This is a genomic window from Streptomyces sp. CWNU-52B (assembly GCF_047444975.1).
Lineage (GTDB): Bacteria > Actinomycetota > Actinomycetes > Streptomycetales > Streptomycetaceae > Streptomyces.
On the sequence record NZ_JBLFJV010000006.1, the window covers coordinates 357,313 to 381,088 of the forward strand.

The following is a 23,776-nucleotide window of genomic DNA, read 5'->3' on the forward strand; positions in this document are numbered from 1 at the left end:
ACCGGCATGGCCGTGACCATCTCCCTCGCCCTGCTCTTCGGCTTCGTCCTGTTCATGCTGCTGCGCTCCAAGACCCTCGGAGCGGGCTCCGCGTTCGTCGCCGTGATGTTCGGCTTCTACCTCGCCTCCACCGGCGCCTCCACCACCGTCAACGAACTCATGAGCGCCCTCGTCACCGCGCTCCCGGACCTGTAGGAGCCAGCCGTGAACGAACAGATCGTGGCGCGCCACTGGCTCGCCCTCATCGCCCCCAAAGCCGCCCCCGCGCTCGCCACGTCCACCGTGTTGATCCTGGCTCGGATCTGGAACGCCAACGGCGCCGAACACTCCCTCGGCAACGCCGTGTTGATGACCGCGCTCTCGCTCGCCGCCGCGGCGGCCGGCGCCTGCGCGAGCGTCGGCCGCGCCGGAGACCCCGTCATCGCCGGAACCGCGTTCGCCGCGTCCGGCGGGCTCGCCCTCGCGGGAGTTGGCGGGTACGCCGACGGCATCTCTCTGCCGCTGCTGCTGTGGGTGCTGGCGACAGCCGTCGCCTACGGGCTCGCCGCCCGGTACTGGCGCGACGACCGCCGCGCGCGCGTGGCCTTCGAGCGGCACGTGAGCGAGCGGCGCGAGGAACGCGCCCACATCGAGCGCGTCGAGACGATCCGCGGCACCACGCAGATCGAGGTGGCCCGCACCGGCGCCGCCTACGCCGAACAGCTCGCCGCCGCGCTCACCGCCCGCGCGATGCTGCCCGGCTTCGACCCCCAGACGCTGGAAACCGCAGGCCTGCCCCAACTCCCCACCGCTGAGAGGAAATCCGTATGAGCGCCGTCCTGTGGTCCGTCACGGGCCGCATCGTCGCCGCCCTGAACGCCGCCAACGGCACCGGCGAGCACGAGAGCGCGATGCGCCTGATGAAGGTGACCGAGGAAGCCGGGGAGGCCGCTGCCGCATACATCGGCACGACCGGCCAGAACCCCCGCAAGGGCACCACCCACACCCACGCCGACGTGGCCGACGAACTGTGCGACGTCATCATCGCCGCCGCGGTCGCCCTGCACGCCTTCACCCCCGCCGCGCCCGCCGTGCTGGACGCCAAGCTGCACGCCGTGGCCCGCCGGCTGAACGCGGACACACCGGAGCGCACCGCATGAGGCAGCCCGAACCCGTCTCCGTCGGACCCATCCACCGCGCGCCGTACGGCTTCGTCGAAGACCCCGGACAGCGCGCCGCACTGCTCGCCGAACTCAAAGCTGCCGGGGTCGAACTCGGCACCTACGACCTGCGGATCGTGGACTGGCTCGCGGGCTGGGACTGGCCCACCGTCGCCACGATCGCCAGCCTCATCCGCCGCGCCCACCGCTCCGCAACCCGCCCCACCCACACCGAAAGCGAGTGATCCCATGTCCGTGGGAGAGACCCCCATCACCATCGTCGGCAACCTCGCCGGAGACCCGGAACTCCGCTTCACCACCAGCGGCGCCGCCATCGCCAAGTTCTCCGTCGCCTCCACCCCTCGCAGCTACGACAAGACCACCAACCAGTGGCAGGACGGCACCGCGATGTTCCTGCGCTGCACCGCATGGCGCGACCTCGCCAACCACGTCGCCGAGAGCCTGACCAAGGGCATGCGCGTGGTCGTCACCGGCCGTCTGCGCCAGCACAACTGGAAGACCGACCAGGGCGAGAACCGCTCGATGCTCGCCCTGGAAGTCGACGACATCGGCCCCTCGCTGCGCTTCGCCACCGCCAAGGTCGACCGCGTCCAGCGCAACGGAAACGGTGCCGCCTCCGGCCCGGCCACCGACGCATGGAACACCGCGGCCCCGGCCGGAGCCGGGGCCGCTGGGGAGTCGCAGTACCGCGAAGAGCCGCCGTTCTAGATGCGCCCGGGGTGGGTGCTGTCTCGCCAAAGCCTGCACCCACCCCGGTTCTCCGTGTCCCTCCAAAGAACAGGAGAGCTACCAGCATGACGCAACCGAGCCCCTCCAACCAGCTGGCCTCAGCGCTTGACGCAGCGTCGCGGGACTGGCAGGTCTTCCCCCTCATCCCCGGCGACAAGCGTCCGGCCGTGCGCGACTGGGAGGCTCGCGCCACCGCCGACCGCGAGCGCATCACGCGCTGCTGGACGCACGCCCCCTACAACGTCGCCACTGCCACCGGCCCTTCCGGCCTGGTAGTCGTCGACCTCGACACCCCCAAGGGCCCGGACGACACCCCGCCGGCCGAATGGGCCGAGCACGGCGTCACCGACGGAGCCGACGTGCTCGCCGTGCTCTGCGAGCGCCACGGCCAGCCGCTCCCCACCGACACGTACACGGTGCGCACTTGGAGCGGCGGCACGCATCTGTACTTCGCCGCACCCGAGGGCGAGCCCTTGCGCAACACCGCCGGGGACAGCGCCCGAGGGCTGGGCTGGAAGGTCGACACCCGCGCGGCGGGAGGCTACGTCGTCGCCCCGGGCAGCATCGTCAACGGCCACCGGTACGTGACCGTCCATGACGTGCCTGCGGCCCCCCTGCCGCACTGGCTGACGAACCTGCTGCGCCCGGCACCACTGCCCCCGCAGCGTCCGGTCACGGTCCCGCTGACGATCCGCGACCGGCGAGGCAAGTTCCTGAACGCGGCAGTCAACGGCGAGTTGGCGCGCGTCACCGGCTCCGGCGAGCACCAGCACAACAACGCGCTCTACATCGCCTCCGTCGCCCTCGGCCAGTTGGTCGCCGGGGGAGAACTGGACACGTACGAGGTGACCGAGAAGCTTGCCGAGGCGGCGCTGAGCGTCGGCCAGGGCGAGCGCGAGGCACGGCGCACCATCGCCTCCGGCCTGCGGGCCGGAGCCAACCGCCCCCGAACGGTCGCGGCATGAACAGCAACCCCGTTTCCCCGCCCTCAGACGAGCACGACAAGGGCCGTGACCCCATCCCCCCACTGCACCTCTACTCCGTGCCCACCGACCCCGAGACAGCCCTGGAGGCACCGCCGAAGCGGGAACGCCCGCGCACGGCGTGGACCGCAGATCAGCTCATGGCCGCGGACTTCCCGGAGCCGAAATGGGCCGTGCCCGGCATCCTCGCCGAGGGCGTAACCCTGCTCGCCGGTCCGCCCAAGGTGGGCAAGTCGTGGCTGTCTCTCGGCCTTGCTCTTGCGGTCGCGGCCGGAGGACACGCGTTTGACTCTCTGCCCGTGAAGGTCGGCCCGGTGCTCTACCTCGCCTTGGAGGACACCCCGCGCCGTCTCCAGACCCGCATGGGCAAGCTTCTGGAAGGTCAGGCGGCTCCGGCCGGGCTGACGCTGGTTACCGAGTGCCCGCCCTTCCCTCAGGGTGGCAGCGAGGCCATTGCCGGATGGTTGGAGCGCAACCCGGACGCGCGCATGGTCGTCGTTGACGTGTTCGCCAAGATGCGCGGTCCCGCTCCACAGGGCGTGTCCGCGTACGACGCAGACTACGTCGCCGTCACCTACGCCAAGCGGATCGCCGATCACTACGGCATCGCCGTGGTGCTCGTCCACCACGTCCGCAAGATGGCTTCCGAGGACTTCCTGACGGAGGTCTCCGGCACCAACGGCATTGCAGGTGCCGCAGACGCCACGCTCGTACTGAAGCGGGCACGCGGGCAGGCGGACGGCATCCTGCACGTCACCGGACGCGACGTCGACGAAGCCGAGTACGCGCTTCAGTTCCAAGCCGGATCCGGCGCCTGGCACATGCTCGATGGCCCGGTCGCTGACCACACCATCGGCGACACCCGCGCCGCGATTCTGCGGCACGTCCGTGCCCACCCCGGTGCCCGGCCCAAGGGCATCGTCGCCGCGCTGCCGCAGCTCGATGCCGAGAACGTCCGCCGCACCTGTTCCCGCATGGTCGCAGACGGACAGCTCACCAAGGACGGCACCGGCCGGTACTACCCGGACACCGAGACCCGGACAGAGAGCACGCCGGGGGTGTCCCAGCTGTCCGACTGTCCCAGTACGCCCCCTGACCTGCACGAACAGGTGGGACAGCTGGAATCGGGACTGTCCCACCTGTCCGACTCCCGTTCCGCTGGTGAGAACTCGGAAGGAACTGACCGTGGCGCGTGACGAGATGCTCACGATCTCTCAGGTCATTGAGGAAATCGGCGTACCCCTGTCGACCTTCTACCGCTGGCGGCAGACGAGGAAAGGGCCGAAAGCCATCAAGCTCCCGAACGGTTCCGTGCGCATCCGTCGTTCGGAATTGGAGCGCTGGATTGCTGCTCTGGAGGAAGCCGCGTGAACCATCGCAAGACCAGTGCAATTCCGGGCGCTCGCGAGGGCGAGCGCCCGGCCGCACCCGAAGAGCCCACGGTTTCCACAGACGTCCGAGTATGGAAAGTCAGTAAGATTTCCAGCAAGACGGCGCCATACCAGCTCCGTTGGAAGGTTGCTGGGAAGGTTCGCCACGCGACTTTCACAACGTCGGCCCTTGCCGAGAGCCGACGATCTGAGCTGTGGCGAGCCATGCGTAGGGGCGAGGCTTTCGATGCGGAAACCGGGCTTCCTGAATCTGAACTCCGAGTAGCGGCAGAGAAAGCGAAGGCGAGCACCCGACCGGACCCGTCATGGTGGGAATTTGCCCGTGAGTACATGGGAGTTCGTTGGCGCACTGCCGCAGCAAAGACCCGCGAGGGACTGGCGGACAGCCTCGCTACAGCGGCTCTCGGCATGATGGGGGAGACCTCGGGGGCGCCGCAGTTGGAAGACGTACGACGTGCCGTGCGGTGGGTAGTCGTGCCCAGCCACAAGGGCGAAGAGCCTCCGCCGGATCTGGAGAAGGCCTGTGCGTGGCTGTCGGCACACGCGCTCCATCTGTCAGCTCTCAAGGAGTCCAAAGTCGTTCGAGACGTCCACTATCGGCTGTCGTTTCGGCTGGACGACAAACTGGCAGCAACGGATACGTACAGGCGCCGTCGTCGCGGATTCAACACGGCAATGGAGTACGCGATTCAGGAGGGGTATCTGGACGCAAACCCGCTTGCGGGATTGAAGAGGCTCGCTTCCCCGGGGAGTGACAGAGTGGACCGTCGAGTCCTGGTCAACGAGACGCAGGGAAGACAACTCCTCATGGCTGTCTCGTATGTCGGCTCGGTTCACCGGAACAGAGGGAGGCGCCTTGTCGCATTCTTCGGCTGCATCCTCTATGCGGCGATGCGTCCGGCGGAAGTGGTCGGGCTCAAGCTGGCTGACTGCCATCTCCCCGAAAAGGGATGGGGGACTCTGACTCTCAGTGAGACGCGTCCGATCTCGGGCAAGATTTGGACCGACTCAGGAGATCGTCACGATCGGCGGGGACTGAAATCACGGGAGCCTGGTACAGATCGACCGGTACCGATTCCGCCCGTGCTCGTAGCGATGCTGCGGGCGCATCTGAAGGCATTCGGCACGGCCAAGGACGGGCGGCTCTTCCCGAATGAGCGGGGGGACTTGCTCGGCACGTCCAGCTACTGGCGGGTGTGGCAAGAAGCCAGACCGCTGGCGCTCCCGCCGGACAAAGTGGACTCCCCCTTGGCCCGGAAGCCCTACCATCTCCGAGCTACATGCATAACGAACTGGCTCCGCGCAGGCCTCCCGGTTGCTGAGGTAGCTCGGCGCGCCGGCAACTCTCCAGAAGTCATCCACCGACGCTACGCAGGTGTCATCGATGACAGCGAAGCGGAGAACAACAAGAAGATTGAAAAGGTCATGGGTTGGCGTGATGGGAGTTGACATGAAGCCGCAGTGGATCAATTTCGAAAGAAGCTGGAAACTGCCATCGCGACAGTAACTACAGAAAGCGCCCCGGTCGCGTAGGTAACGAAGGTAGGCCTTCCGGAGTCGTAGGGCTCGGCCTCAACGACATCGACATCGATCAGGGAATGCTGGCAGGAGAATGACGCGTCTCCGTCGATAAGCACTGAATAGGTGATTTGGCTCTGACGTCCGATTCGCCCAGGGCTGATATGTAGCTCTGATCCGCTGATCGTGGCGGCTGGTGCTTGGGCGGTCGCTGGCAACGCTTCAGTGCCGAGGAGATCCAAGATGCTGGTCCCCAGTCCCACTTTTAGGGGAAGCCCTTGATCGAATGACGAGCTAGCTATGTCCCGACGGCTGGGATTGCGGAGATAGATGCTGACAAGTCGCGGGTCGCGGAGGACGGTGCCACCGCGAGTGATCTCAAGCGTTGGGCCCAGGCGGGCGCGTCCTCTCAGTAGTCGCGTCTCGACCATTGAAATGTGCACGCTGCGTTTCGGGTTGGCCGCGCGAAGCGTTGCCCACACCGCGCCAACCCCGACTGCGATCGCCACGATCACGGCTGCGGCGGCCCAGAAGGTGCCTGAGGTGTAGAAGGCGTCCGAGGCGACAAGCATGGAGACATCCAAGCACCGGTGCGAGCCCATGCGCGGCTGATCGGTGAGGCTTCTCCGCTACTGGCGACGGCCCACACGCTACTCACACGCGGCCAGTGCGAAACAACGAGAAAGAGCGGGAGTCAGTGAGACTGACTCCCGCTCTCTCATGTCGGCATCCGCACAGGTCAGAGCCAAATTTCTGCTGCTTGACTGGCGAGTGCCCCCGGCAGGATTCGAACCTGCGCACACGGCTCCGGAGGCCGTTGCTCTATCCCCTGAGCTACGGGGGCGTGTCGGGCGCTGTGTTTGCGGCGACGGGTAGAACCCTACCAGCTCTTTCGGGGTCTCCATGAACGGTTTCCGGGGGTGGGGGAGCGGGTGTCGGAGGCTGGTTGGATCTTGGTGGGGTGCGGGGGCGGGAGTCCCCCGTGCGGGGTGGAAGTGGGGAAAACCCGGACGCGGTGCCGCGCGTCGACCTACTCTCGAGTTGTGCCAGGCGCGTCGGGTCGGGTGCTTGTTGTGGACGACAACAAGGTCATCCGGCAGCTGATCAGGGTCAACCTCGAGCTGGAGGGTTTCGAGGTCGTGACCGCGGCCGACGGTGTCGAATGCCTGGACGTCATACACCAGGTCCGGCCCGATGTGGTCACCCTCGACGTGGTCATGCCGCGGCTCGACGGGCTGCGTACCGCCGCCCGGCTCCGGGCCGATCCGCGGACCCGTAACCTCCCCCTCGCCATCATCAGCGCCTGTACCCAGTCCGAGGTCGAGAACGGCCTCGACGTCGGTGTCGACGCCTTCCTCGCCAAGCCCTTCGAGCCCGCCGAACTCATCAGGCTCGTACGGCAGTTGCTGGAGCGGCGGGACACCGCGGGCAGTGGTTCCGGTGCCTCGTTCGACAGTCCCGCGAGCGTCTACGGACCCAGCGGGACCGAACGCGCCGGCCGCACCGGCAATTGACCGGCAATCGATGGACACGGAGATGGACATGGAGACAGGGGCTGGTGCGGGGGAGCTGTAGGGGATAGGCGCGTCCATCCCATATCCCGGACCTCCGCCCCAATCCATTCGCCTACCCACCCCCCTCCTCCCCTACCCTTGCCCCGTGACCCCCGTCGAGCTCTCCAGCACCGTTCTGCGCGCCGTGCGCCGTGCGGTGGATGCCGGTGAGCTCGCCGTGGTCGTGCCCGAGCGAGTGCAGGTCGGGCCCCCAGGAGCCGGTGGCCTCGGGGACTACGCCACCAACGTCGCCCTGCGGCTGGCCCGCCCCGCAGGCCGGCCGCCTCGCGAGGTCGCCGAGATCCTGCGGCCCCACCTCAGCGGCGTGGCGGAAGTGGCGCGGGTCGAGATCACCGGGCCCGGCTTCCTCAACATCACCGTCCGGGGGCGAGGACAGGCCCTCGTCGCCGAGGTTCTGCGGGCGGGGGGAGTAGGCGGAGCTGAGGGTCAGGGGGAGCCTTACGGGTACGTTGCCGGGGGGGACGACGTGGGTACCGGCTCGTCCGTCCGGTTGCGCTACCCCCGCGAGGTGCGCGCCGCCGTTTCCGCGCAGGTCCTCGCCCGAATCCTGCGGTCCCAGGGCACCCTCGTCCGTACGTCCTGCGAGGTCGCGCCCGGACACGGCTCAGGCCCCGGACCCGACCCCGCCTGGGCGAAGCCCCTCGGCGTCACCCTCGACCCCGACGGCGCACCCGGCACGCCCAGCGCCCCCGCGCCCCTCGACATCAACCTGCGCCCCGTACCCGCCGGCCAGGACCCCACCCCCCTCGGCCGTGACGCCGCCCGCTGGGCCCTGCTCCACCCCACGCCCCACGACCGGCCCCACATCACCGACGAGCACCTCGTCCAGCGGGAGAGCAACCCGCTCTTCAGGGTTCGCTACGCCCACGCCCGGTCCCGGGCGCTCGTCCGGAACGCCGCCGGTCTCGGGTTCGGCGGCGTGCCCGGCGAGATCGATTCGTCGTCGGCCGCCGGGCGCCTCCTCGACGCCCTCGACGGCTACCCGCACGCCCTCTCCGCCGCGGCCCGCCACCGCGGGCCCGACCGGCTCGCGCGGCATCTTGTCGTCACCGCCGACGCCATGCTCGCCTTTCAGCACACCGTGCTCCCGCTGGGCGACGAGAAACCCTCGGCCGCCCACCGCCACCGGCTCGCGCTCGCCGAAGCCGCCGGGACGGTGCTGGCCGGCGGCCTCTCCCTGCTCGGCATCGACGCACCGGCACACCTCTGACACCTGTGACACCTGTGACACCCCTGACATCTCTGAACTTCTCCGAGAGAGCCCTACCGACATGAGCCGTTCCGCACACCCCGCCGGGCCCCGCCACGCCGATGTCCTGCCCGAGGGCCACTACACCGCCCCCGCGGCCGACCTCAACGCCCTCGACCCGAAGGTCTGGGCGCAGACCGTGACCCGTACCGACAACGGGTCGGTCAGTGTCGGCGGGATCGATGTGGCGACCCTCGCCGAGGAGTACGGCACGCCCGCCTACTTCGTCGACGAGACAGACTTCCGGGCGCGGGCGCGCGCCTGGCGCACCGCCTTCGGGCACGACGCCGACGTCTTCTACGCCGGGAAGGCGTTCCTCTCCCGCGCCGTCGTGCGCTGGCTGCACGAAGAGGGCCTCAACCTCGACGTCTGTTCCGGTGGCGAGCTGACCACCGCCCTCTCCGCCGGCATGCCCGCCGACCACATCGCCTTCCACGGCAACAACAAGTCCGTGGAGGAGATCACCAAGGCCGTCGACGTCGGCGTCGGACGCATCGTCCTGGACTCGTTCCAGGAGATCGTGCGGGTCGCGCACATCGCGCAGAGCCTCGGCAAGCGGCAGCGCGTGCAGATCCGCGTGACCGTCGGCGTCGAGGCCCACACGCACGAGTTCATCGCCACCGCGCACGAGGACCAGAAGTTCGGGATCGCGCTCGCGGACGGCCAGGCCGCCGAGGCCGTACGCCGCGCGCTCACCCTCGACGGGCTCGAACTGATCGGCATCCACTCCCACATCGGGTCGCAGATCTTCGACATGGCCGGGTTCGAGGTGGCGGCCCGCCGTGTCGTGTCGTTGCTCGCCGAGATCCGTGACGAGCACGGCGTCGAGCTCCCCGAGATCGACCTCGGCGGCGGGCTCGGCATCGCCTACACCAGCGACGACGACCCCAGCGAGCCCCACGAGATCGCCAAGTCGCTCGGTGAGATCGTCACGCGTGAGTGCGAGGCGGCGAAGCTGCGAACCCCTCGAATCTCCGTCGAACCCGGGCGCGCCATCGTCGGGCCCACCGCCTTCACGCTCTACGAGGTCGGCACCATCAAGCCCCTCGACGGACTGCGCACGTACGTCTCCGTGGACGGCGGCATGTCCGACAACATCCGTACCGCGTTGTACGACGCCGAGTACAGCGTGGCCCTCGTCTCCCGTACGAGCGACGCCGAGCCCATGCTCGTCCGCGTGGTCGGCAAGCACTGTGAGAGTGGCGACATCGTCGTGAAGGACGCCTTCCTGCCGGCCGACCTCGCCCCCGGCGACCTCATCGCGGTGCCCGCGACCGGCGCGTACTGCCGCTCGATGGCGAGCAACTACAACCACGCCCTGCGGCCCCCCGTCGTCGCCGTCCGCGACGGCGAGGCCAGGGTGATCGTCCGCCGGGAGACGGAGGAGGATCTTCTGCGTCTCGACGTCGGCTGACCAGGTTGGACCGAGTTTGACCAGGTCCGACCGAGGAAATCGGGGCGACCGACAGGGCCGGGCAGCGGGCCGCCGCATCCGGCGGAAGATCTCCTGTCTCCCAGCCCCGTACAAATGAAATAGATATCTCACGATCCGGACGAAGGGCAGAAACTCCCGTCCGGTGAGTGAGACTGGTTCCACCGTGACGGTATGAGGAAACGAGGTCGGATGATGCGTACGCGTCCGCTGAAGGTGGCGCTGCTGGGCTGTGGGGTCGTCGGCTCAGAGGTGGCGCGCATCATGACGACGCACGCCGCCGACCTCGCCGCCCGGATCGGCGCTCCCGTCGAGCTGGCGGGCGTGGCCGTGCGGCGCCCCTCCAAGGTGCGTGAGGGCATCGACCCCGCCCTGGTCACCACCGACGCGACCGCCCTGGTCAAACGGGGTGACATCGACGTGGTCGTCGAGGTCATCGGCGGTATCGAGCCCGCCCGTACGCTCATCACCACCGCCTTCGAGCACGGCGCGTCCGTCGTCTCCGCCAACAAGGCGCTCCTCGCCCAGGACGGTGCCGCGCTGCACGCCCTCGCCCAGGAGCACGGCAGGGACCTGTACTACGAGGCCGCCGTCGCCGGCGCCATCCCGCTGATCCGGCCGCTGCGCGAGTCCCTCGCCGGTGACAAGGTCAACCGCGTCCTGGGCATCGTCAACGGCACCACGAACTTCATCCTCGACAAGATGGACTCGACGGGCGCCGGCTACCAGGAAGCCCTCGACGAGGCCACCGCCCTCGGGTACGCGGAAGCCGACCCCACCGCCGATGTCGAGGGGTTCGACGCCGCCGCCAAGGCCGCCATCCTCGCCGGAATCGCCTTCCACACGCGCGTGCGCCTCGACGACGTGTACCGCGAGGGCATGACCGAGGTCACCGCCGCCGACTTCGCCTCCGCCAAGGCGATGGGCTGCACCATCAAACTGCTCGCCATCTGTGAGCGGGCCGCCGACGGCGGGTCCGTCACCGCGCGCGTGCACCCCGCCATGATTCCGCTGAGCCACCCGCTCGCCTCCGTGCGCGGCGCCTACAACGCCGTGTTCGTCGAGTCGGACGCCGCCGGGCAGCTCATGTTCTACGGGCCGGGCGCCGGCGGCGCCCCGACCGCCTCCGCCGTCCTCGGGGACCTCGTCGCCGTCTGCCGCAACAAGCTCAGCGGCGCGACCGGGCCCGGCGACTCGGCGTACGCCCGGCTGCCCGTCTCGCCCATGGGCGGGGTCGTGACCCGCTACCACATCAGCCTCGACGTGGCGGACAAACCGGGCGTTCTCGCTCAGGTGGCGACCGTCTTCGCCGAACACGGAGTGTCGATCGATACGGTTCGCCAGCAAGGTCGGCAGGACGGCGGCGGCGATGCCTCCCTCGTCGTCGTCACGCACCGCGCGTCCGACGCGTCCCTGACGGGGACCGTCGAGGCGTTGCGCAACCTCGACACCGTGCGGGGTGTCGCCAGCATCATGCGGGTTGAAGGAGAGTAACCAGCAATGACCCACCAGTGGCGCGGAATCATCGAGGAGTACCGGGACCGGCTGCCGGTATCGGACACCACGCAGGCCGTCTCGCTCCGCGAGGGCGGTACGCCGCTCGTGCCCGCGCAGGTGCTCTCCGAGCGCACCGGCTGCGAGGTCCACCTCAAGGTCGAGGGTGCCAACCCCACCGGGTCCTTCAAGGACCGCGGTATGACCATGGCCATCACACGGGCCAAGGAGGAAGGCGCGAAGGCCGTCATCTGTGCCTCGACGGGCAACACGTCTGCCTCCGCAGCCGCCTATGCCGTACGGGCCGGGATGGTCTGCGCCGTGCTCGTCCCGCAGGGCAAGATCGCGCTCGGCAAGATGGGCCAGGCCCTCGTGCACGGCGCGAAGATCCTCCAGGTCGACGGCAACTTCGACGACTGCCTCACGCTGGCCCGCAGCCTCTCCGACAACTACCCGGTGGCGCTGGTCAATTCGGTGAACCCGGTGCGTATCGAGGGGCAGAAGACCGCGGCGTTCGAGATCGTGGACATGCTCGGCGACGCCCCCGACATCCATGTCCTTCCGGTGGGCAACGCGGGCAACATCACCGCGTACTGGAAGGGGTACACGGAGTACGCGGCCGACAAGATCGCCACGCGGACGCCGCGCATGTGGGGTTTCCAGGCGTCCGGGTCCGCGCCCATCGTGCGCGGTGAGATCGTCAAGGACCCCTCGACGATCGCCACCGCGATCCGGATCGGCAACCCGGCCTCGTGGCAGTTCGCGCTGGCCGCGCGGGACGAGTCGGGCGGCCTCATCGACGAGGTGACGGACCGTGAGATCCTGCGCGCCTACCGGCTGTTGGCCGCGCAGGAGGGCGTTTTCGTCGAGCCGGCCTCGGCGGCCTCCGTCGCGGGCCTCCTCAAGGCCGCCGAGCAGGGCAAGGTCGATCCCGGCCAGCGCATCGTGTGCACGGTGACCGGAAACGGCCTCAAGGACCCCGACTGGGCCGTCGCGGGCGCCCCGCAGCCGGTCACGGTCCCGGTCGACGCGGTCACGGCCGCGGAGCGCCTCGGTCTCGCGTGACGCGCTGAACCACCTGCACACCCGCACCACCTGCACCCATGTGACCCACGTGAGCTGGCGTGCGGGGGCTCCGTACGTACCGAGCCCCCGGCGCGCGGCGCGTCGGACACGCCGTTCCGCACCACCTGACAGGGGGTGCACAAGGGGCCTACGACACGCATCGTGCGCCTCCTGTGCGCCCTATGTCGCCACAGAACCTTCCTTCGATAGGCTGTACCGAACCCGCCCGCCGCATATGCCGCGGTGCCGCGCCGTCCCTGCGGCCTTTGGGTATTCCGCATTCTCCGTACGTCTCGCAGGATTTCGAGAATCTCGCAGCTCAAGCTCAAGGAGAGTCATCGAGCGATGGCCGGTCCAGCGTTCCGCGCCGCCGCCGTCCGGGTGCGCGTCCCCGCCACCAGCGCCAACCTCGGCCCGGGCTTCGACGCCTTCGGTCTGTCATTGGGGCTGTACGACGACGTGGTCGTCCGGGTGGCCGACTCCGGCCTGAACATCGACATCGCGGGTGAGGGAAGCGAGACACTCCCGCGCGACGAGCGCCACCTGCTCGTACGTTCCCTGCGCACCGCTTTCGACCTGCTCGGCGGCCAGCCCCGCGGGCTGGAGATCGTGTGCGCCAACCGCATTCCGCACGGCCGCGGCCTGGGCTCCTCGTCCGCCGCGATCTGCGCCGGCATCGTCGCCGCACGCGCCGTGACCATAGGCGGCGACAGCAAGCTCGACGACACCGCGCTCCTTGAGCTCGCCACCGAGATCGAGGGGCACCCCGACAACGTCGCGGCCTGTCTCCTCGGCGGATTCACCCTGTCCTGGCTGGAGGGCGGCGCCGCGCGCGCCATCAGGATGAAACCCGCGGACTCCGTCGTTCCGGTGGTCTTCGTGCCCAGCAGGGCCGTGCTGACGGAGACCGCCCGCGGACTGCTTCCGCGCACCGTCCCGCACATCGACGCCGCCACCAACGCGGGCCGCGCCGCACTGCTCGTAGAGGCCCTGACCAGGCGCCCGGAGCTGCTGCTGCCCGCCACCGAGGACCGACTGCACCAGGACTACCGCGCACCGGCCATGCCGGAGAGCGCGGCGCTGGTGGAGCGGCTGCGGGCCGATTCGATCCCCGCGGTGATCTCGGGCGCCGGGCCCACCGTGCTCGCGCTCGCCGACGAGGCCGGGGCCGACAAGGTCGCACGACTGGCGGGAGAGGGCTGGGCGGCCAACAGGCTGGGCCTCGACGCCACCGGAGCGAGCGTGTTGCCGCTTGCTCCGTGACACTCGGTTGCCGGATTTCGAGAGGGGGAATGTTTGTTGGATCCGGTAGTGTTAACCTCAAGTCTGCACCCGACCCCACCATGGCGAGGTGCTTCACGTCCCCGTCCGGGACAATCATTCTTCCGGGAGCCCCCCAAACTGCTTTGCGCCATGCATTGGGTGCTATGCGCTGAGCGGTGTTGAGAACGCTCCGGAACCGGCGTGACCGAGCCGACGGACACAGAACCTCAAGTCCACGGCCCCGGGAAACGTCATCCCAGAAATTCCCTCCGCCTTTTGGCGGACCACCGCCCCGGCACGGTTCACACAGCAAGGACCACTGTCGGACAGCACAACCGGTCGCCGAGCCAGACAGGCCGACGTCCGCTCCAGGGAAGGACCCTTCGTGAGCGACACCACCGATCTGATGGGCGCACGTGTCGAGGAGACCGCTGCCGCGCCCGCCACGGACGCCTCCGCGCCTGCCACCGGTGCAGGCTCCCGTCGGCGCCGCGGCACCGGCCTTGACGGCATGGTGCTGGCCGAGCTGCAGCAGGTCGCAACCGGCCTCGGAATCAGGGGCACCGCGCGGATGCGCAAGAGCCAGCTGATCGAGGTCATCAAGGAGGCGCAGGCCGGGGGCGGTGCCTCGGCAAAGGCCGCGTCCTCCACCGGGGACGCCACCGAGACGAAGCCCAAGCGCCGGGCCACCTCGAAGGCGCGTACGGGGGACGAGGTCGCCGCTCCCGTCGAGAAGAAGGCGGAGGCCAAGGCCGAGAAGGCCGCGGCACAGCAGCAGATCGACATCCCGGGCCAGCCGGCCGGCGGCCCCGCCCGCGCAGGCGAGACCGAGCGTGACAGCGGGGGCGACGACGCCCCGGTCGAGCGCCGTCGGCGTCGCGCCACCGCGCAGGCGGGCAGCCCCGAGACGGTCACCGCCGAGGTGAGGAGCGAGCCGCAGGCCGAAGAGTCCGCCCCGTCCCAGAACCAGGCGCAGAACCAGTCCCAGGGTGAGTCCAGGGGCGAGGGATCCGACGGCGGAGCCGACGGCCGTCAGGGCCGCCGTGAGCGTCGTGACCGCGGCGACCGGGGTGACCGTGCCGAGCGCGGCGACCGTGACCGCGGGACCCGCGACCGCGACCGCCGCGGCAAGGGCGACGAGCAGCAGGGCGGCGGCCAGGGCGGTCAGAGCGCCCAGGGCGGTCAGGGCGGCGGCAACCAGCAGCGCCAGGACCGACAGGACCGTCAGCAGCAGGGCGGCGGCCGTCAGGACCGACAGGACCGCCAGCGTGACAACGGCCCGCAGGACGACGGCTACGACGACGAGGCAGGTGGCCGCCGCGGCCGCCGCGGTCGTTACCGGGACCGCCGTGGCCGCCGTGGCCGCGACGAGTTCGGCGCCAACGAGCCGCAGGTGGCCGACGACGACGTCCTGATCCCCGTCGCGGGCATCCTGGACATCCTCGACAACTACGCGTTCATCCGTACGTCGGGCTACCTGCCGGGGCCCAACGACGTGTACGTCTCCCTGGCCCAGGTCCGCAAGAACGGTCTGCGCAAGGGCGACCACGTCACCGGCGCCGTACGGCAGCCCAAGGACGGCGAACGCCGCGAGAAGTTCAACGCGTTGGTCCGGCTGGACTCGCAGAACGGCATGGCGCCCGAATCCGGGCGCGGACGGCCGGAGTTCAACAAGCTGACGCCGCTCTACCCGCAGGACAGGCTCCGGTTGGAGACCGACCCGGGTGTGCTGACGACCCGCATCATCGACCTCGTCGCGCCCATCGGCAAGGGCCAGCGCGGTCTGATCGTGGCCCCGCCGAAGACCGGCAAGACCATGATCATGCAGGCGATCGCCAACGCGATCACGCACAACAACCCCGAGTGCCACCTGATGGTCGTCCTGGTCGACGAGCGTCCGGAGGAAGTCACCGACATGCAGCGGTCGGTGAAGGGCGAGGTCATCTCCTCGACCTTCGACCGTCCCGCCGAGGACCACACCACGGTCGCCGAGCTCGCCATCGAGCGGGCCAAGCGGCTGGTGGAGCTGGGCCACGACGTCGTCGTGCTGCTCGACTCGATCACGCGTCTGGGCCGTGCGTACAACCTCGCCGCCCCGGCCTCCGGCCGCATCCTGTCCGGTGGTGTCGACTCGACCGCGCTGTACCCGCCGAAGCGCTTCTTCGGTGCCGCGCGCAACATCGAGGACGGCGGCTCGCTGACGATCCTGGCCACCGCGCTCGTCGACACCGGCTCGCGCATGGACGAGGTCATCTTCGAGGAGTTCAAGGGCACGGGCAACGCGGAGCTCAAGCTCGACCGCAAGCTCGCCGACAAGCGCATCTTCCCGGCGGTGGACGTGGACGCGTCCGGTACCCGTAAGGAAGAGATCCTGCTCGGCAGCGACGAGCTCGCCATCACCTGGAAGCTGCGTCGGGTGCTGCACGCCCTCGACCAGCAGCAGGCGATCGAGCTGCTGCTCGACAAAATGAAGCAGACGAAGTCGAACGCCGAGTTCCTGCTGCAGATCCAGAAGACCACGCCGATGCCGGGCAACGGCAACGACTGAGGTCACCGCCGGCGCAGCCGGTACCGCGGAGGGCCGTCCCCGTCACATCGGGGGCGGCCCTCCGCGTTGTCGTGGACCAGGGCATGCGTGGGTGACCGCGAGGGTCGCCGCAAGTCCGGTACGGGAGACCTTCGCCACAGATGTGCAGGGTGCCATCGGCTCGCGGAAGCACCGGGTCCGCCCCCGAAACCGCAGGTGAACGCCGATCGGCCGACCTCGTCAGTCACTCACCGTATCTGCTGTCGCACAGTACGGTCACAGCGCGTTGTGCAACCCTTTTTTCGGTTTCACCGTCTGAAAGGACGGGTCCTGACAGAGACGTCACGGCATTTGACCCACGCCTGGCCCTGACCGCAGGGGGTACCGAGAGAACCAGCGAGGACTGAGGAGCGCATGACTGCCGAGAACCAGCCGGAACCAGAGAGCACGCCGGAACCCACAGGTCCGGAAGCCGGCGCTCCGGACGACTCAGCCTCCGGCGGCGCCAAGGGTCGCCGCCGTGCCACAGGCCGTCGCCGCAAGCCGCGCAGCAGGCGTCGCAAGGCGCTGCTCGTCACGGCCTGGTCCGCCGCGGGGGTCCTGGCACTGGGCGGCACCGGTCTCGGGTACGTGTACGTCAACCTCAACGACAACATCAAGAGCGTCGACATCGACCAGGCCCTCGGCACCGACCGGCCCCTGGACGTCGACAACGGCTCGCAGGACATCCTCGTACTCGGCTCGGACACCCGCTCCGGCAGCAACAAGGACCTCGGCGGCGGCACCGACGACGGCAGCGCCCGCTCGGACACCGCGATGATCGTGCACGTCTACGAGGGCCACAAGAAGGCCAGTGTGGTCTCCATACCGCGCGACACCCTCGTGCCCCGGCCCGAGTGCACCGACGGCCAGGGCGTCACGCACGACGCCTCGTCCCTGGCGATGTTCAACTCCGCGTACTCGACCGGCGGCGCCGCCTGCGCTGTGAAGACCGTCGAGTCGATGACCGGCATCCGCATGGACCACTACGTCGAGGTCGACTTCAGCGGCTTCCAGAAGCTGGTCGACGACCTCGGCGGGGTCGACGTCACCACGACCGAGGACATCGCCGACAAGGACAGCCACCTGAACCTGAAGGCCGGCACGCACCGGCTCACCGGTGAGCAGTCGCTGGGCCTGGTCCGTACGCGGCACGGGGTCGGCGACGGCTCCGACCTCGGCCGTATCCAGCTCCAGCAGGCGTTCATCAAGGCCCTGGTCGAGCAGGTCAAGAGCGTCGGCGTGCTGACCAGCCCGAAGAAGCTGTACGACCTCGCGAACACCGCGACCAGGACCGTCACCACCGACTCCGACCTGGCCTCGGTCAAGAGCCTGGCGTCCTTCGCCAACGGGCTCAAGGGGATCAGCTCCTCGAAGATGAACATGGTGACGATGCCCGTCGCGTACGACCCGGCGGACGCGAACCGGGTCCTCGTCGAGAAGGACAAGGCCGAGTTGGTCTGGGACGCGTTGAAGAACGACCGCCCGGTTCCGAAGTCGGCGACGGAGGGTACGGCGACGGGTGACGCCAAGGGTGTCGTCGGCTGAGCGGTTCGCTCTGCGGGGAGGCGGGAGAGGCCGTTTGCCGGGTGCGGGTGGGTGGGGGCTGATCGCGCAGTTCCCCGCGCCCCTGAAGGCAGGGGCTGCGCCCCTGCCTTCGTCAGCTGCCTTCGGCAGCGACGAAAATCCGGCGCGTTCCGGGCCTGGGGAATAGCAGACGCCCTCCCTCGGTTTGGGGGGATGGCACCAGTCCTGGCAGACTGGTAAGTCGGCCCCGGTTCACGCCCCCGCAATCCGCGGCAGCGACCCGGTGCCCTCCCGAAACTAGGAGACACCTTGAAGCGCGACATCCACCCCGAGTACGTCGAGACCCAGGTCAGCTGCACCTGTGGCGCGTCGTTCATCACCCGCAGCACGATCTCCAGCGGCACCGTCCGTGCCGAGGTCTGCTCCGAGTGCCACCCGTTCTACACGGGCAAGCAGAAGATCCTCGACACCGGTGGCCGCGTGGCCCGCTTCGAGGCCCGCTTCGGCAAGGCAGCCGCTGCCAAGAAGTAGCGAGCTCACAGCGCCGGTCTTCGGTGCCTCCGTCCAGGGGGCACCGGGACCGGCGCTTTGCGGTGCAGCCCTCTCCCTCCGCTCTCGCCATCGACACCGACACCGATCGGGGTCGTGATCGTGGCCGATCGAGCAGCGGGAACCCCCATGCCGTACCCCCCATGCCGTACCTACGTCCCCGAGTCCGTGATCGTGCCGGGGGCAGTCCATTGGAGCCGGAGATGTTCGAGGCGGTCGAGGAACTCATCGGCGAGCACGCCGATCTGGAGAAGAAGCTCGCTGACCCGTCGGTCCACGCCGACCAGGCCAACGCGCGCAAGCTCAACAAGCGCTATGCCGAGCTGACCCCGATCGTCGCGACGTACCGCTCCTGGAAGCAGACCGGGGACGACATCGAGACGGCGAAGGAGTTCGTCGCCGACGACCCCGACTTCGCGGCCGAGGTCAAGGAGCTGGAGAAGCAGCGTGAGGAGCTCACCGAGAAGCTGCGGCTGCTCCTCGTCCCGCGCGACCCCAGCGACGACAAGGACGTCATCCTGGAGATCAAGGCGGGCGCGGGCGGTGACGAGTCGGCGCTGTTCGCCGGTGACCTGCTGCGCATGTACCTGCGGTACGCCGAGCGCGTCGGCTGGAAGACCGAGATCATCGACTCCACCGAGTCCGAGCTCGGCGGCTACAAGGACGTCCAGGTCGCCGTGAAGACCAAGGGCGGCCAGGGCGCCACCGAGCCCGGCCAGGGCGTCTGGGCCCGGATGAAGTACGAGGGCGGTGTGCACCGGGTGCAGCGGGTGCCGTCGACCGAGTCGCAGGGCCGTATCCACACCTCCGCCGCCGGTGTGCTCGTCACGCCCGAGGCCGAGGAGGTCGATGTCGAGATCCACGCGAACGACCTGCGGATCGACGTCTACCGCTCCTCCGGACCGGGCGGTCAGTCCGTCAACACGACCGACTCCGCGGTGCGCATCACGCACATTCCCACCGGAGTCGTCGCCTCCTGCCAGAACGAGAAGAGCCAGTTGCAGAACAAGGAGCAGGCGATGCGTATCCTGCGCTCCAGGCTCCTCGCCGCGGCACAGGAGGAGGCGGAGCGCAACGCCGCGGACGTCCGCCGCAGCCAGGTCCGTACCGTCGACCGCTCCGAGAAGATCCGTACGTACAACTTCCCGGAGAACCGCATCTCGGACCACCGCGTGGGCTTCAAGGCGTACAACTTGGACCAGGTCCTCGACGGTGACCTCGAAGCGATGATCCAGGCCTGCGTGGACGCCGACTCGGCGGCCAAGCTCGCCGCGGCGTAAGCGCGTCGCAGGGCACGCGGGCGCGACCGGCGCCTGCGTACCCGGACAACCGCAGTACACGGACGACAGAAGCAGACAGCCGCAGTACACAGTCGCAGTACACATCCGCACGACGGACAACAGCTCAGCCCGGAGGACCAGCGTGCAGCAACATCTTGGGGGGCGACCCCCAAACCCCCGCGGCGTGCTGCTCGCGGAAGTGGCCCAGGCGACCCAGCGGCTGGCCGTCGCCGGCGTGCCCTCGCCGCGCAACGACGCCGAGGAGCTCGCCGCGTTCGTGCACGGTGTGAAGCGGGGCGAGCTGCACACGGTCAAGGACGCGGACTTCGACGCCCGGTACTGGGAGACGATCGCGCGCCGCGAGGCACGTGAGCCGCTCCAGCACATCACCGGACGCGCCTACTTCCGGTACCTGGAACTCCAGGTCGGACCGGGGGTGTTCGTGCCCCGGCCGGAGACCGAGTCCGTGGTCGGCTGGGCCATAGACGCGGTCCGCGCGATGGACGTCGTGGAGCCGCTGATCGTCGACCTGTGCACCGGCTCGGGCGCCATCGCGCTGGCCCTCGCACAGGAGGTGCCCCGCTCGCGCGTGCACGCCGTCGAGCTGTCCGAGGACGCGCTGCGGTGGACCCGTAAGAACGTCGAGGGCTCCAGGGTCGACCTGCGCCAGGGCAACGCCCTGGACGCCTTCCCCGACCTCGACGGGCAGGTGGACCTCGTCATCTCCAACCCGCCGTACATCCCGCTCACGGAATGGGAGTACGTCGCTCCGGAGGCCCGGGACCACGATCCCGAACTCGCCCTGTTCTCGGGCGAGGACGGCCTCGACCTGATCCGTGGACTGGAGCGCACCGCGCACCGGCTGCTGCGGCCGGGCGGTGTCGTCGTCGTCGAGCACGCCGACACCCAGGGCGGTCAGGTGCCGTGGATCTTCACCGAGGAGCGGGGGTGGGCCGACGCCGCCGACCACCCCGACCTCAACAACCGGCCGCGGTTCGCGACCGCCCGCAGGGCGACGCCATGACCGCGGCGACTTCGGCGGCTTCTTGCGTGTACGACGTGAAACAGGTCAGGTGCGCGGCCAACGGGGCCCGCGTGTTCGAGGAGGCTTGCTGATATGGCTCGGCGATACGACACCAACGACGCGACCGACCGCTCGACGGGTCTGCGCGAGGCCGCGTCCGCCGTCCGCCGGGGCGAGCTCGTCGTGCTGCCGACGGACACGGTGTACGGCGTCGGCGCCGACGCGTTCAGCTCGGAGGCCGTGTCCGACCTGCTGGAGGCCAAGGGCCGCGGCAGGAACATGCCCACGCCCGTCCTCATCGGCTCCCCGAACACCCTGCACGGCCTGGTCACGGACTTCTCCGAGATGGCCTGGGAACTCGTCGACGCCTTCTGGCCGGGCGCGCTGACCCTGGTCGCCAAGCACCAGCCGTCGCTCCAGTGGGACCTCGGGGACACCCGTGGCACCGTCGCCGTGCGGATGCCGCTGCACCCCGTCGCCATCGAGCTGCTGACCGAGGTCGGCCCGATGGCGGTCTCGTCCGCGAACCTCTCGGGACACGCGTCCCCCGAGGACTGCGACGCCGCGCAGGAGATGCTCGGCGACGCCGTCTCCGTGTACCTCGACGGGGGCCCGACCCCCGGCATCGTCCCGTCGTCGATCGTCGACGTGACGGGCAAGGTGCCGGTGCTGCTGCGGGCTGGCGCGCTGTCGGCCGAGGAGCTGCGAAAGGTCGTACCCGACCTCGAGGTGGCGAATTGACAGCCCCTGACGCGGGGCGTGGCATAGGTACGGGGACGGGGTACACGGGGGCTTACGGCGACGGGGCCTCGGGCGACTCCTCTTTTCGCATCCTCCACGTCAGCACCGGCAATGTGTGCCGCTCGCCGATCACCGAGCGGCTGACCAGGCATGCCCTGGCGGACCGGCTCGGCGACCCCCTGTGGGGCGGCCTGATCGTGGAGAGCGCGGGTACCTGGGGGCACGAGGGCGCGCCCATGGAGGCCAACGCGGAGGCGGTCCTCGCGGACTTCGGCGCGGATGCCTCCGGCTTCGTCGGCCGGGAGCTCCTCGACGAGCACGTCATCAGGGCCGACCTCGTCCTCACCGCGACCCGCGACCACCGCGCGCAGGTCATCTCGATGGGTCACTCGGCCGGCCTGCGCACCTTCACCCTGAAGGAGTTCACCCGTCTGGTCCGCGCGATAGACCCCACCACGCTGCCTCCCCTGGACGACGGCATGGTCGAACGCGCCAGGGCCCTGGTCCGCGCCGCGGCGGCGCTACGCGGGTGGCTCCTGGCCCCGACGGCGGAGGCGGACGAGGTGTACGACCCGTACGGCGCCCCCCTGCCGTTCTTCCGCTCGGTGGGCGATGAGATCAACCAGGCGCTGGACCCTGTGGTGACGGCGTTGACGGGGGCGTCGGGGCGGGTCTGACGGGGGCACGGTGCGGCTCTCCGGCGGACGGAGTCCGGCGCAGCGGTGCGAGTGGCGCGTCGGGGATCGGTTGAGATCAACCAGGCGCTGGATCCTGTGGTGACGGCGTTGACGGGGGCGTCGGGGCGGGTCTGACGGGTGGGTCGGCCCTGCCTGATCGGGGTGTGGGGGCCGGCCGCTGCTCGGTGGCGACACCGGGCGCGGTGGGGGACTCGGTTCTACATTGGACCCAGGTTCTGTCGTCCCCTCGCCGAGGTCCGGAGTCCGCCATGCCGGTCACACACATGCCTGAAGGTCCGCTCATCGCCGATGTGCTCGGCCGGCAGGACCCGGAGCTGGCCGAGGTCCTCCTCGCCGAGCTGGCGCGTCAGACGACGACGCTGCAGCTGATCGCCGCCGAGAACTTCACCTCGCCGGCCGTCCTGGCCGCGCTGGGCTCGCCCCTCGCCAACAAGTATGCCGAGGGCTATCCCGGCGCCCGCCACCACGGCGGCTGCGAGCTGGTCGACGTCGCCGAGCGGCTCGCCGTGGACCGCGCCAAGGCCCTCTTCGGCGCCGAACACGCCAACGTGCAGTCCCACTCCGGGAGTTCGGCCGTACTGGCCGCGTACGCCGCCCTGCTGCGCCCTGGTGACACCGTTCTCGCGATGGGTCTGCCGCACGGCGGGCACCTCACGCACGGGTCGCCCGCGAACTTCTCCGGCCGGTGGTTCGACTTCGTGGGGTACGGGGTCGACCCGGAGAGCGGCCTCGTCGACTACGAGCAGGTGCGGGCGCTGGCCCGCGCGCACCGGCCCAAGGCCGTCGTGTGCGGGTCCATCTCGTATCCCCGGCACATCGACTACGAGGCGTTCCGCGCGGTGGCGGACGAGGCCGGCGCGTACCTCATCGCCGACGCCGCCCACCCGATCGGCCTCGTCGCCGGGGGAGCGGCGCCCAGTCCGGTCCCGTACGCCGACGTCGTGTGCGCGACCACCCACAAGGTGCTGCGCGGGCCGCGCGGCGGCATGCTGCTGTGCGGGAGCGAGCTGGCGGAGCGGGTGGACCGGGCGGTCTTCCCGTTCACCCAGGGCGGCGCGCAGATGCACACCGTCGCCGCGAAGGCCGTCGCGTTCGGCGAGGCGGCGGCGCCGGCGTTCACCGTGTACGCCCACCAGGTGGTCGCCAACGCGCGGGAGCTGGCGCGGGGCCTGGCCGCCGAGGGGTTCGTGGTCACCACCGGCGGCACCGACACCCACCTGCTGACCGTCGACCCGGCGCCGCTCGGCGTGGACGGGCGCACCGCCCGCGGCCGGCTCGCCGCCGCCGGGATGGTCCTCGACACCTGCGCGCTGCCCCGCCCCGAGGTACGGGGCCTGCGGCTGGGCACGGCGGCCGTCACCACCCAGGGCATGGGCGAGACCGAGATGGCCCGGATCGCGGTACTGCTGGCCACCGCGCTGCGCGACGAGTCCGCAGGCCGCCGGGTACGTGAAGAAGTGCGGGACCTGACCGGGAGATTTCCGCCCTATCCCGGCTAGTGGGGGGTGGGCGGGCAGAGGAGTACGGCCACTC

At 69.7% G+C, this 23,776-nt stretch carries 24 protein-coding genes and 1 tRNA gene; 23 read left to right on the top strand and 2 right to left on the bottom strand.

The window, feature by feature from the left end; translation table 11 throughout:
* Window positions 1–6 precede the first annotated feature (6 nt).
* From ACLVWQ_RS08995 to ACLVWQ_RS09035, 9 genes are all read left to right on the top strand, one after another.
* Entirely contained in the window at window positions 7–195 is a 189-nt protein-coding gene (locus ACLVWQ_RS08995) for a hypothetical protein (protein WP_414107699.1), read from the top strand.
* Between the two features lie 9 nt (window positions 196–204).
* Window positions 205–810 carry a hypothetical protein gene (locus ACLVWQ_RS09000; RefSeq protein WP_414107700.1) on the top strand — a complete coding sequence of 202 codons (606 nt, stop codon included), beginning with the start codon at window positions 205–207 and terminating at the stop codon, window positions 808–810.
* On the top strand, window positions 807–1,139 hold the full coding sequence (locus ACLVWQ_RS09005; protein WP_414107701.1) for a hypothetical protein: 333 nt from the start codon (window positions 807–809) through the stop codon (window positions 1,137–1,139). The genes ACLVWQ_RS09000 and ACLVWQ_RS09005 overlap by 4 nt, the downstream gene beginning before the upstream one ends.
* A complete protein-coding gene (locus ACLVWQ_RS09010; RefSeq protein ID WP_414107702.1) occupies window positions 1,136–1,384 on the top strand; it encodes a hypothetical protein in 249 nt (82 codons plus the stop codon). The genes ACLVWQ_RS09005 and ACLVWQ_RS09010 overlap by 4 nt, the downstream gene beginning before the upstream one ends.
* Window positions 1,385–1,388: 4 nt before the next feature.
* Complete coding sequence (locus ACLVWQ_RS09015) at window positions 1,389–1,868, top strand: single-stranded DNA-binding protein (protein WP_414107703.1); 480 nt, start codon at window positions 1,389–1,391, stop codon at window positions 1,866–1,868.
* A gap of 86 nt (window positions 1,869–1,954) precedes the next feature.
* On the top strand, window positions 1,955–2,854 hold the full coding sequence (locus ACLVWQ_RS09020; RefSeq protein ID WP_414107704.1) for a bifunctional DNA primase/polymerase: 900 nt from the start codon (window positions 1,955–1,957) through the stop codon (window positions 2,852–2,854).
* A gap of 77 nt (window positions 2,855–2,931) precedes the next feature.
* Window positions 2,932–4,068, top strand: a complete 1,137-nt coding sequence (locus ACLVWQ_RS09025) for an AAA family ATPase (protein WP_414107705.1) — start codon at window positions 2,932–2,934, stop codon at window positions 4,066–4,068.
* Window positions 4,052–4,243, top strand: a complete 192-nt coding sequence (locus tag ACLVWQ_RS09030) for a helix-turn-helix transcriptional regulator (protein ID WP_164192116.1) — start codon at window positions 4,052–4,054, stop codon at window positions 4,241–4,243. Before ACLVWQ_RS09025 ends, ACLVWQ_RS09030 begins: the two co-directional genes overlap by 17 nt.
* The gene (locus ACLVWQ_RS09035) at window positions 4,240–5,712 is read left to right on the top strand and encodes a tyrosine-type recombinase/integrase (RefSeq protein ID WP_414107706.1); all 1,473 of its coding nucleotides are present in this window, start codon (window positions 4,240–4,242) and stop codon (window positions 5,710–5,712) included. The genes ACLVWQ_RS09030 and ACLVWQ_RS09035 overlap by 4 nt, the downstream gene beginning before the upstream one ends.
* 17 nt (window positions 5,713–5,729) lie before the next feature.
* Here the strand turns inward: ACLVWQ_RS09035 and ACLVWQ_RS09040 are convergent, their stop codons facing one another.
* Both ACLVWQ_RS09040 and ACLVWQ_RS09045 read right to left on the bottom strand, forming a co-directional pair.
* Window positions 5,730–6,353 (bottom strand): hypothetical protein, encoded by a 624-nt coding sequence (locus ACLVWQ_RS09040; RefSeq protein ID WP_414107707.1) that lies wholly within the window; start codon window positions 6,351–6,353, stop codon window positions 5,730–5,732.
* Between the two features lie 200 nt (window positions 6,354–6,553).
* A tRNA-Arg gene (locus tag ACLVWQ_RS09045) sits at window positions 6,554–6,625 on the bottom strand.
* Between the two features lie 145 nt (window positions 6,626–6,770).
* Between ACLVWQ_RS09045 and ACLVWQ_RS09050 the strand changes: the two genes are divergently transcribed.
* The 14 genes from ACLVWQ_RS09050 to glyA all read left to right on the top strand — a co-directional run bounded on the left by ACLVWQ_RS09050 (window position 6,771) and on the right by glyA (window position 23,742).
* Complete coding sequence (locus ACLVWQ_RS09050; protein WP_414107708.1) at window positions 6,771–7,295, top strand: response regulator; 525 nt, start codon at window positions 6,771–6,773, stop codon at window positions 7,293–7,295.
* A gap of 145 nt (window positions 7,296–7,440) precedes the next feature.
* Complete coding sequence (gene nrtL / locus ACLVWQ_RS09055) at window positions 7,441–8,565, top strand: ArgS-related anticodon-binding protein NrtL (RefSeq protein WP_414107709.1); 1,125 nt, start codon at window positions 7,441–7,443, stop codon at window positions 8,563–8,565.
* Window positions 8,566–8,626: 61 nt separating this feature from the next.
* Window positions 8,627–10,018, top strand: a complete 1,392-nt coding sequence (gene lysA / locus ACLVWQ_RS09060) for a diaminopimelate decarboxylase (RefSeq protein WP_414107710.1) — start codon at window positions 8,627–8,629, stop codon at window positions 10,016–10,018.
* 213 nt (window positions 10,019–10,231) lie between these two features.
* Window positions 10,232–11,530 carry a homoserine dehydrogenase gene (locus tag ACLVWQ_RS09065; RefSeq protein WP_414107835.1) on the top strand — a complete coding sequence of 433 codons (1,299 nt, stop codon included), beginning with the start codon at window positions 10,232–10,234 and terminating at the stop codon, window positions 11,528–11,530.
* A 6-nt stretch (window positions 11,531–11,536) separates the two neighbouring features.
* Entirely contained in the window at window positions 11,537–12,595 is a 1,059-nt protein-coding gene (gene thrC / locus ACLVWQ_RS09070; protein ID WP_414107711.1) for a threonine synthase, read from the top strand.
* 345 nt (window positions 12,596–12,940) lie between these two features.
* Entirely contained in the window at window positions 12,941–13,858 is a 918-nt protein-coding gene (gene thrB, locus ACLVWQ_RS09075; protein WP_414107712.1) for a homoserine kinase, read from the top strand.
* A 385-nt stretch (window positions 13,859–14,243) separates the two neighbouring features.
* The gene (gene rho, locus ACLVWQ_RS09080) at window positions 14,244–16,406 is read left to right on the top strand and encodes a transcription termination factor Rho (protein WP_414107713.1); all 2,163 of its coding nucleotides are present in this window, start codon (window positions 14,244–14,246) and stop codon (window positions 16,404–16,406) included.
* 393 nt (window positions 16,407–16,799) lie between these two features.
* Window positions 16,800–17,972 (top strand): LCP family protein, encoded by a 1,173-nt coding sequence (locus tag ACLVWQ_RS09085; protein ID WP_414107714.1) that lies wholly within the window; start codon window positions 16,800–16,802, stop codon window positions 17,970–17,972.
* Between the two features lie 288 nt (window positions 17,973–18,260).
* Window positions 18,261–18,482: a 50S ribosomal protein L31 gene (gene rpmE, locus ACLVWQ_RS09090; RefSeq protein ID WP_383290642.1), complete on the top strand. Its 222-nt coding sequence runs from the start codon at window positions 18,261–18,263 to the stop codon at window positions 18,480–18,482.
* Between the two features lie 221 nt (window positions 18,483–18,703).
* Window positions 18,704–19,780 carry a peptide chain release factor 1 gene (gene prfA, locus ACLVWQ_RS09095; protein WP_414107715.1) on the top strand — a complete coding sequence of 359 codons (1,077 nt, stop codon included), beginning with the start codon at window positions 18,704–18,706 and terminating at the stop codon, window positions 19,778–19,780.
* Window positions 19,781–19,964: 184 nt separating this feature from the next.
* Complete coding sequence (prmC, locus tag ACLVWQ_RS09100) at window positions 19,965–20,804, top strand: peptide chain release factor N(5)-glutamine methyltransferase (RefSeq protein ID WP_414107716.1); 840 nt, start codon at window positions 19,965–19,967, stop codon at window positions 20,802–20,804.
* Between the two features lie 93 nt (window positions 20,805–20,897).
* Window positions 20,898–21,545, top strand: a complete 648-nt coding sequence (locus tag ACLVWQ_RS09105; protein WP_414107717.1) for an L-threonylcarbamoyladenylate synthase — start codon at window positions 20,898–20,900, stop codon at window positions 21,543–21,545.
* Window positions 21,542–22,222 (top strand): protein-tyrosine-phosphatase, encoded by a 681-nt coding sequence (locus tag ACLVWQ_RS09110; RefSeq protein WP_414107718.1) that lies wholly within the window; start codon window positions 21,542–21,544, stop codon window positions 22,220–22,222. Before ACLVWQ_RS09105 ends, ACLVWQ_RS09110 begins: the two co-directional genes overlap by 4 nt.
* 269 nt (window positions 22,223–22,491) lie before the next feature.
* On the top strand, window positions 22,492–23,742 hold the full coding sequence (gene glyA, locus ACLVWQ_RS09115; protein WP_414107719.1) for a serine hydroxymethyltransferase: 1,251 nt from the start codon (window positions 22,492–22,494) through the stop codon (window positions 23,740–23,742).
* The last annotated feature ends 34 nt before the right edge of the window (window positions 23,743–23,776 follow it).

Excerpts from the sequence above, each read along its gene's own strand:
- ACLVWQ_RS08995 (WP_414107699.1), top strand. The coding sequence starts at position 7 with ATGGCCGTGACCATCTCCCTCGCCCTGCTCTTCGGCTTCGTCCTGTTC.
- ACLVWQ_RS09005 (WP_414107701.1), top strand. The coding sequence starts at position 807 with ATGAGCGCCGTCCTGTGGTCCGTCACGGGCCGCATCGTCGCCGCCCTG.
- ACLVWQ_RS09010 (WP_414107702.1), top strand. The coding sequence starts at position 1,136 with ATGAGGCAGCCCGAACCCGTCTCCGTCGGACCCATCCACCGCGCGCCG.
- ACLVWQ_RS09015 (WP_414107703.1), top strand. The coding sequence starts at position 1,389 with ATGTCCGTGGGAGAGACCCCCATCACCATCGTCGGCAACCTCGCCGGA.
- ACLVWQ_RS09020 (WP_414107704.1), top strand. The coding sequence starts at position 1,955 with ATGACGCAACCGAGCCCCTCCAACCAGCTGGCCTCAGCGCTTGACGCA.
- ACLVWQ_RS09040 (WP_414107707.1), bottom strand. The coding sequence starts at position 6,353 with ATGCTTGTCGCCTCGGACGCCTTCTACACCTCAGGCACCTTCTGGGCC.
- lysA (WP_414107710.1), top strand. The coding sequence starts at position 8,627 with ATGAGCCGTTCCGCACACCCCGCCGGGCCCCGCCACGCCGATGTCCTG.
- ACLVWQ_RS09065 (WP_414107835.1), top strand. The coding sequence starts at position 10,232 with ATGCGTACGCGTCCGCTGAAGGTGGCGCTGCTGGGCTGTGGGGTCGTC.
- thrC (WP_414107711.1), top strand. The coding sequence starts at position 11,537 with ATGACCCACCAGTGGCGCGGAATCATCGAGGAGTACCGGGACCGGCTG.
- thrB (WP_414107712.1), top strand. The coding sequence starts at position 12,941 with ATGGCCGGTCCAGCGTTCCGCGCCGCCGCCGTCCGGGTGCGCGTCCCC.
- ACLVWQ_RS09085 (WP_414107714.1), top strand. The coding sequence starts at position 16,800 with ATGACTGCCGAGAACCAGCCGGAACCAGAGAGCACGCCGGAACCCACA.
- prfA (WP_414107715.1), top strand. The coding sequence starts at position 18,704 with ATGTTCGAGGCGGTCGAGGAACTCATCGGCGAGCACGCCGATCTGGAG.
- ACLVWQ_RS09105 (WP_414107717.1), top strand. The coding sequence starts at position 20,898 with ATGGCTCGGCGATACGACACCAACGACGCGACCGACCGCTCGACGGGT.
- glyA (WP_414107719.1), top strand. The coding sequence starts at position 22,492 with ATGCCGGTCACACACATGCCTGAAGGTCCGCTCATCGCCGATGTGCTC.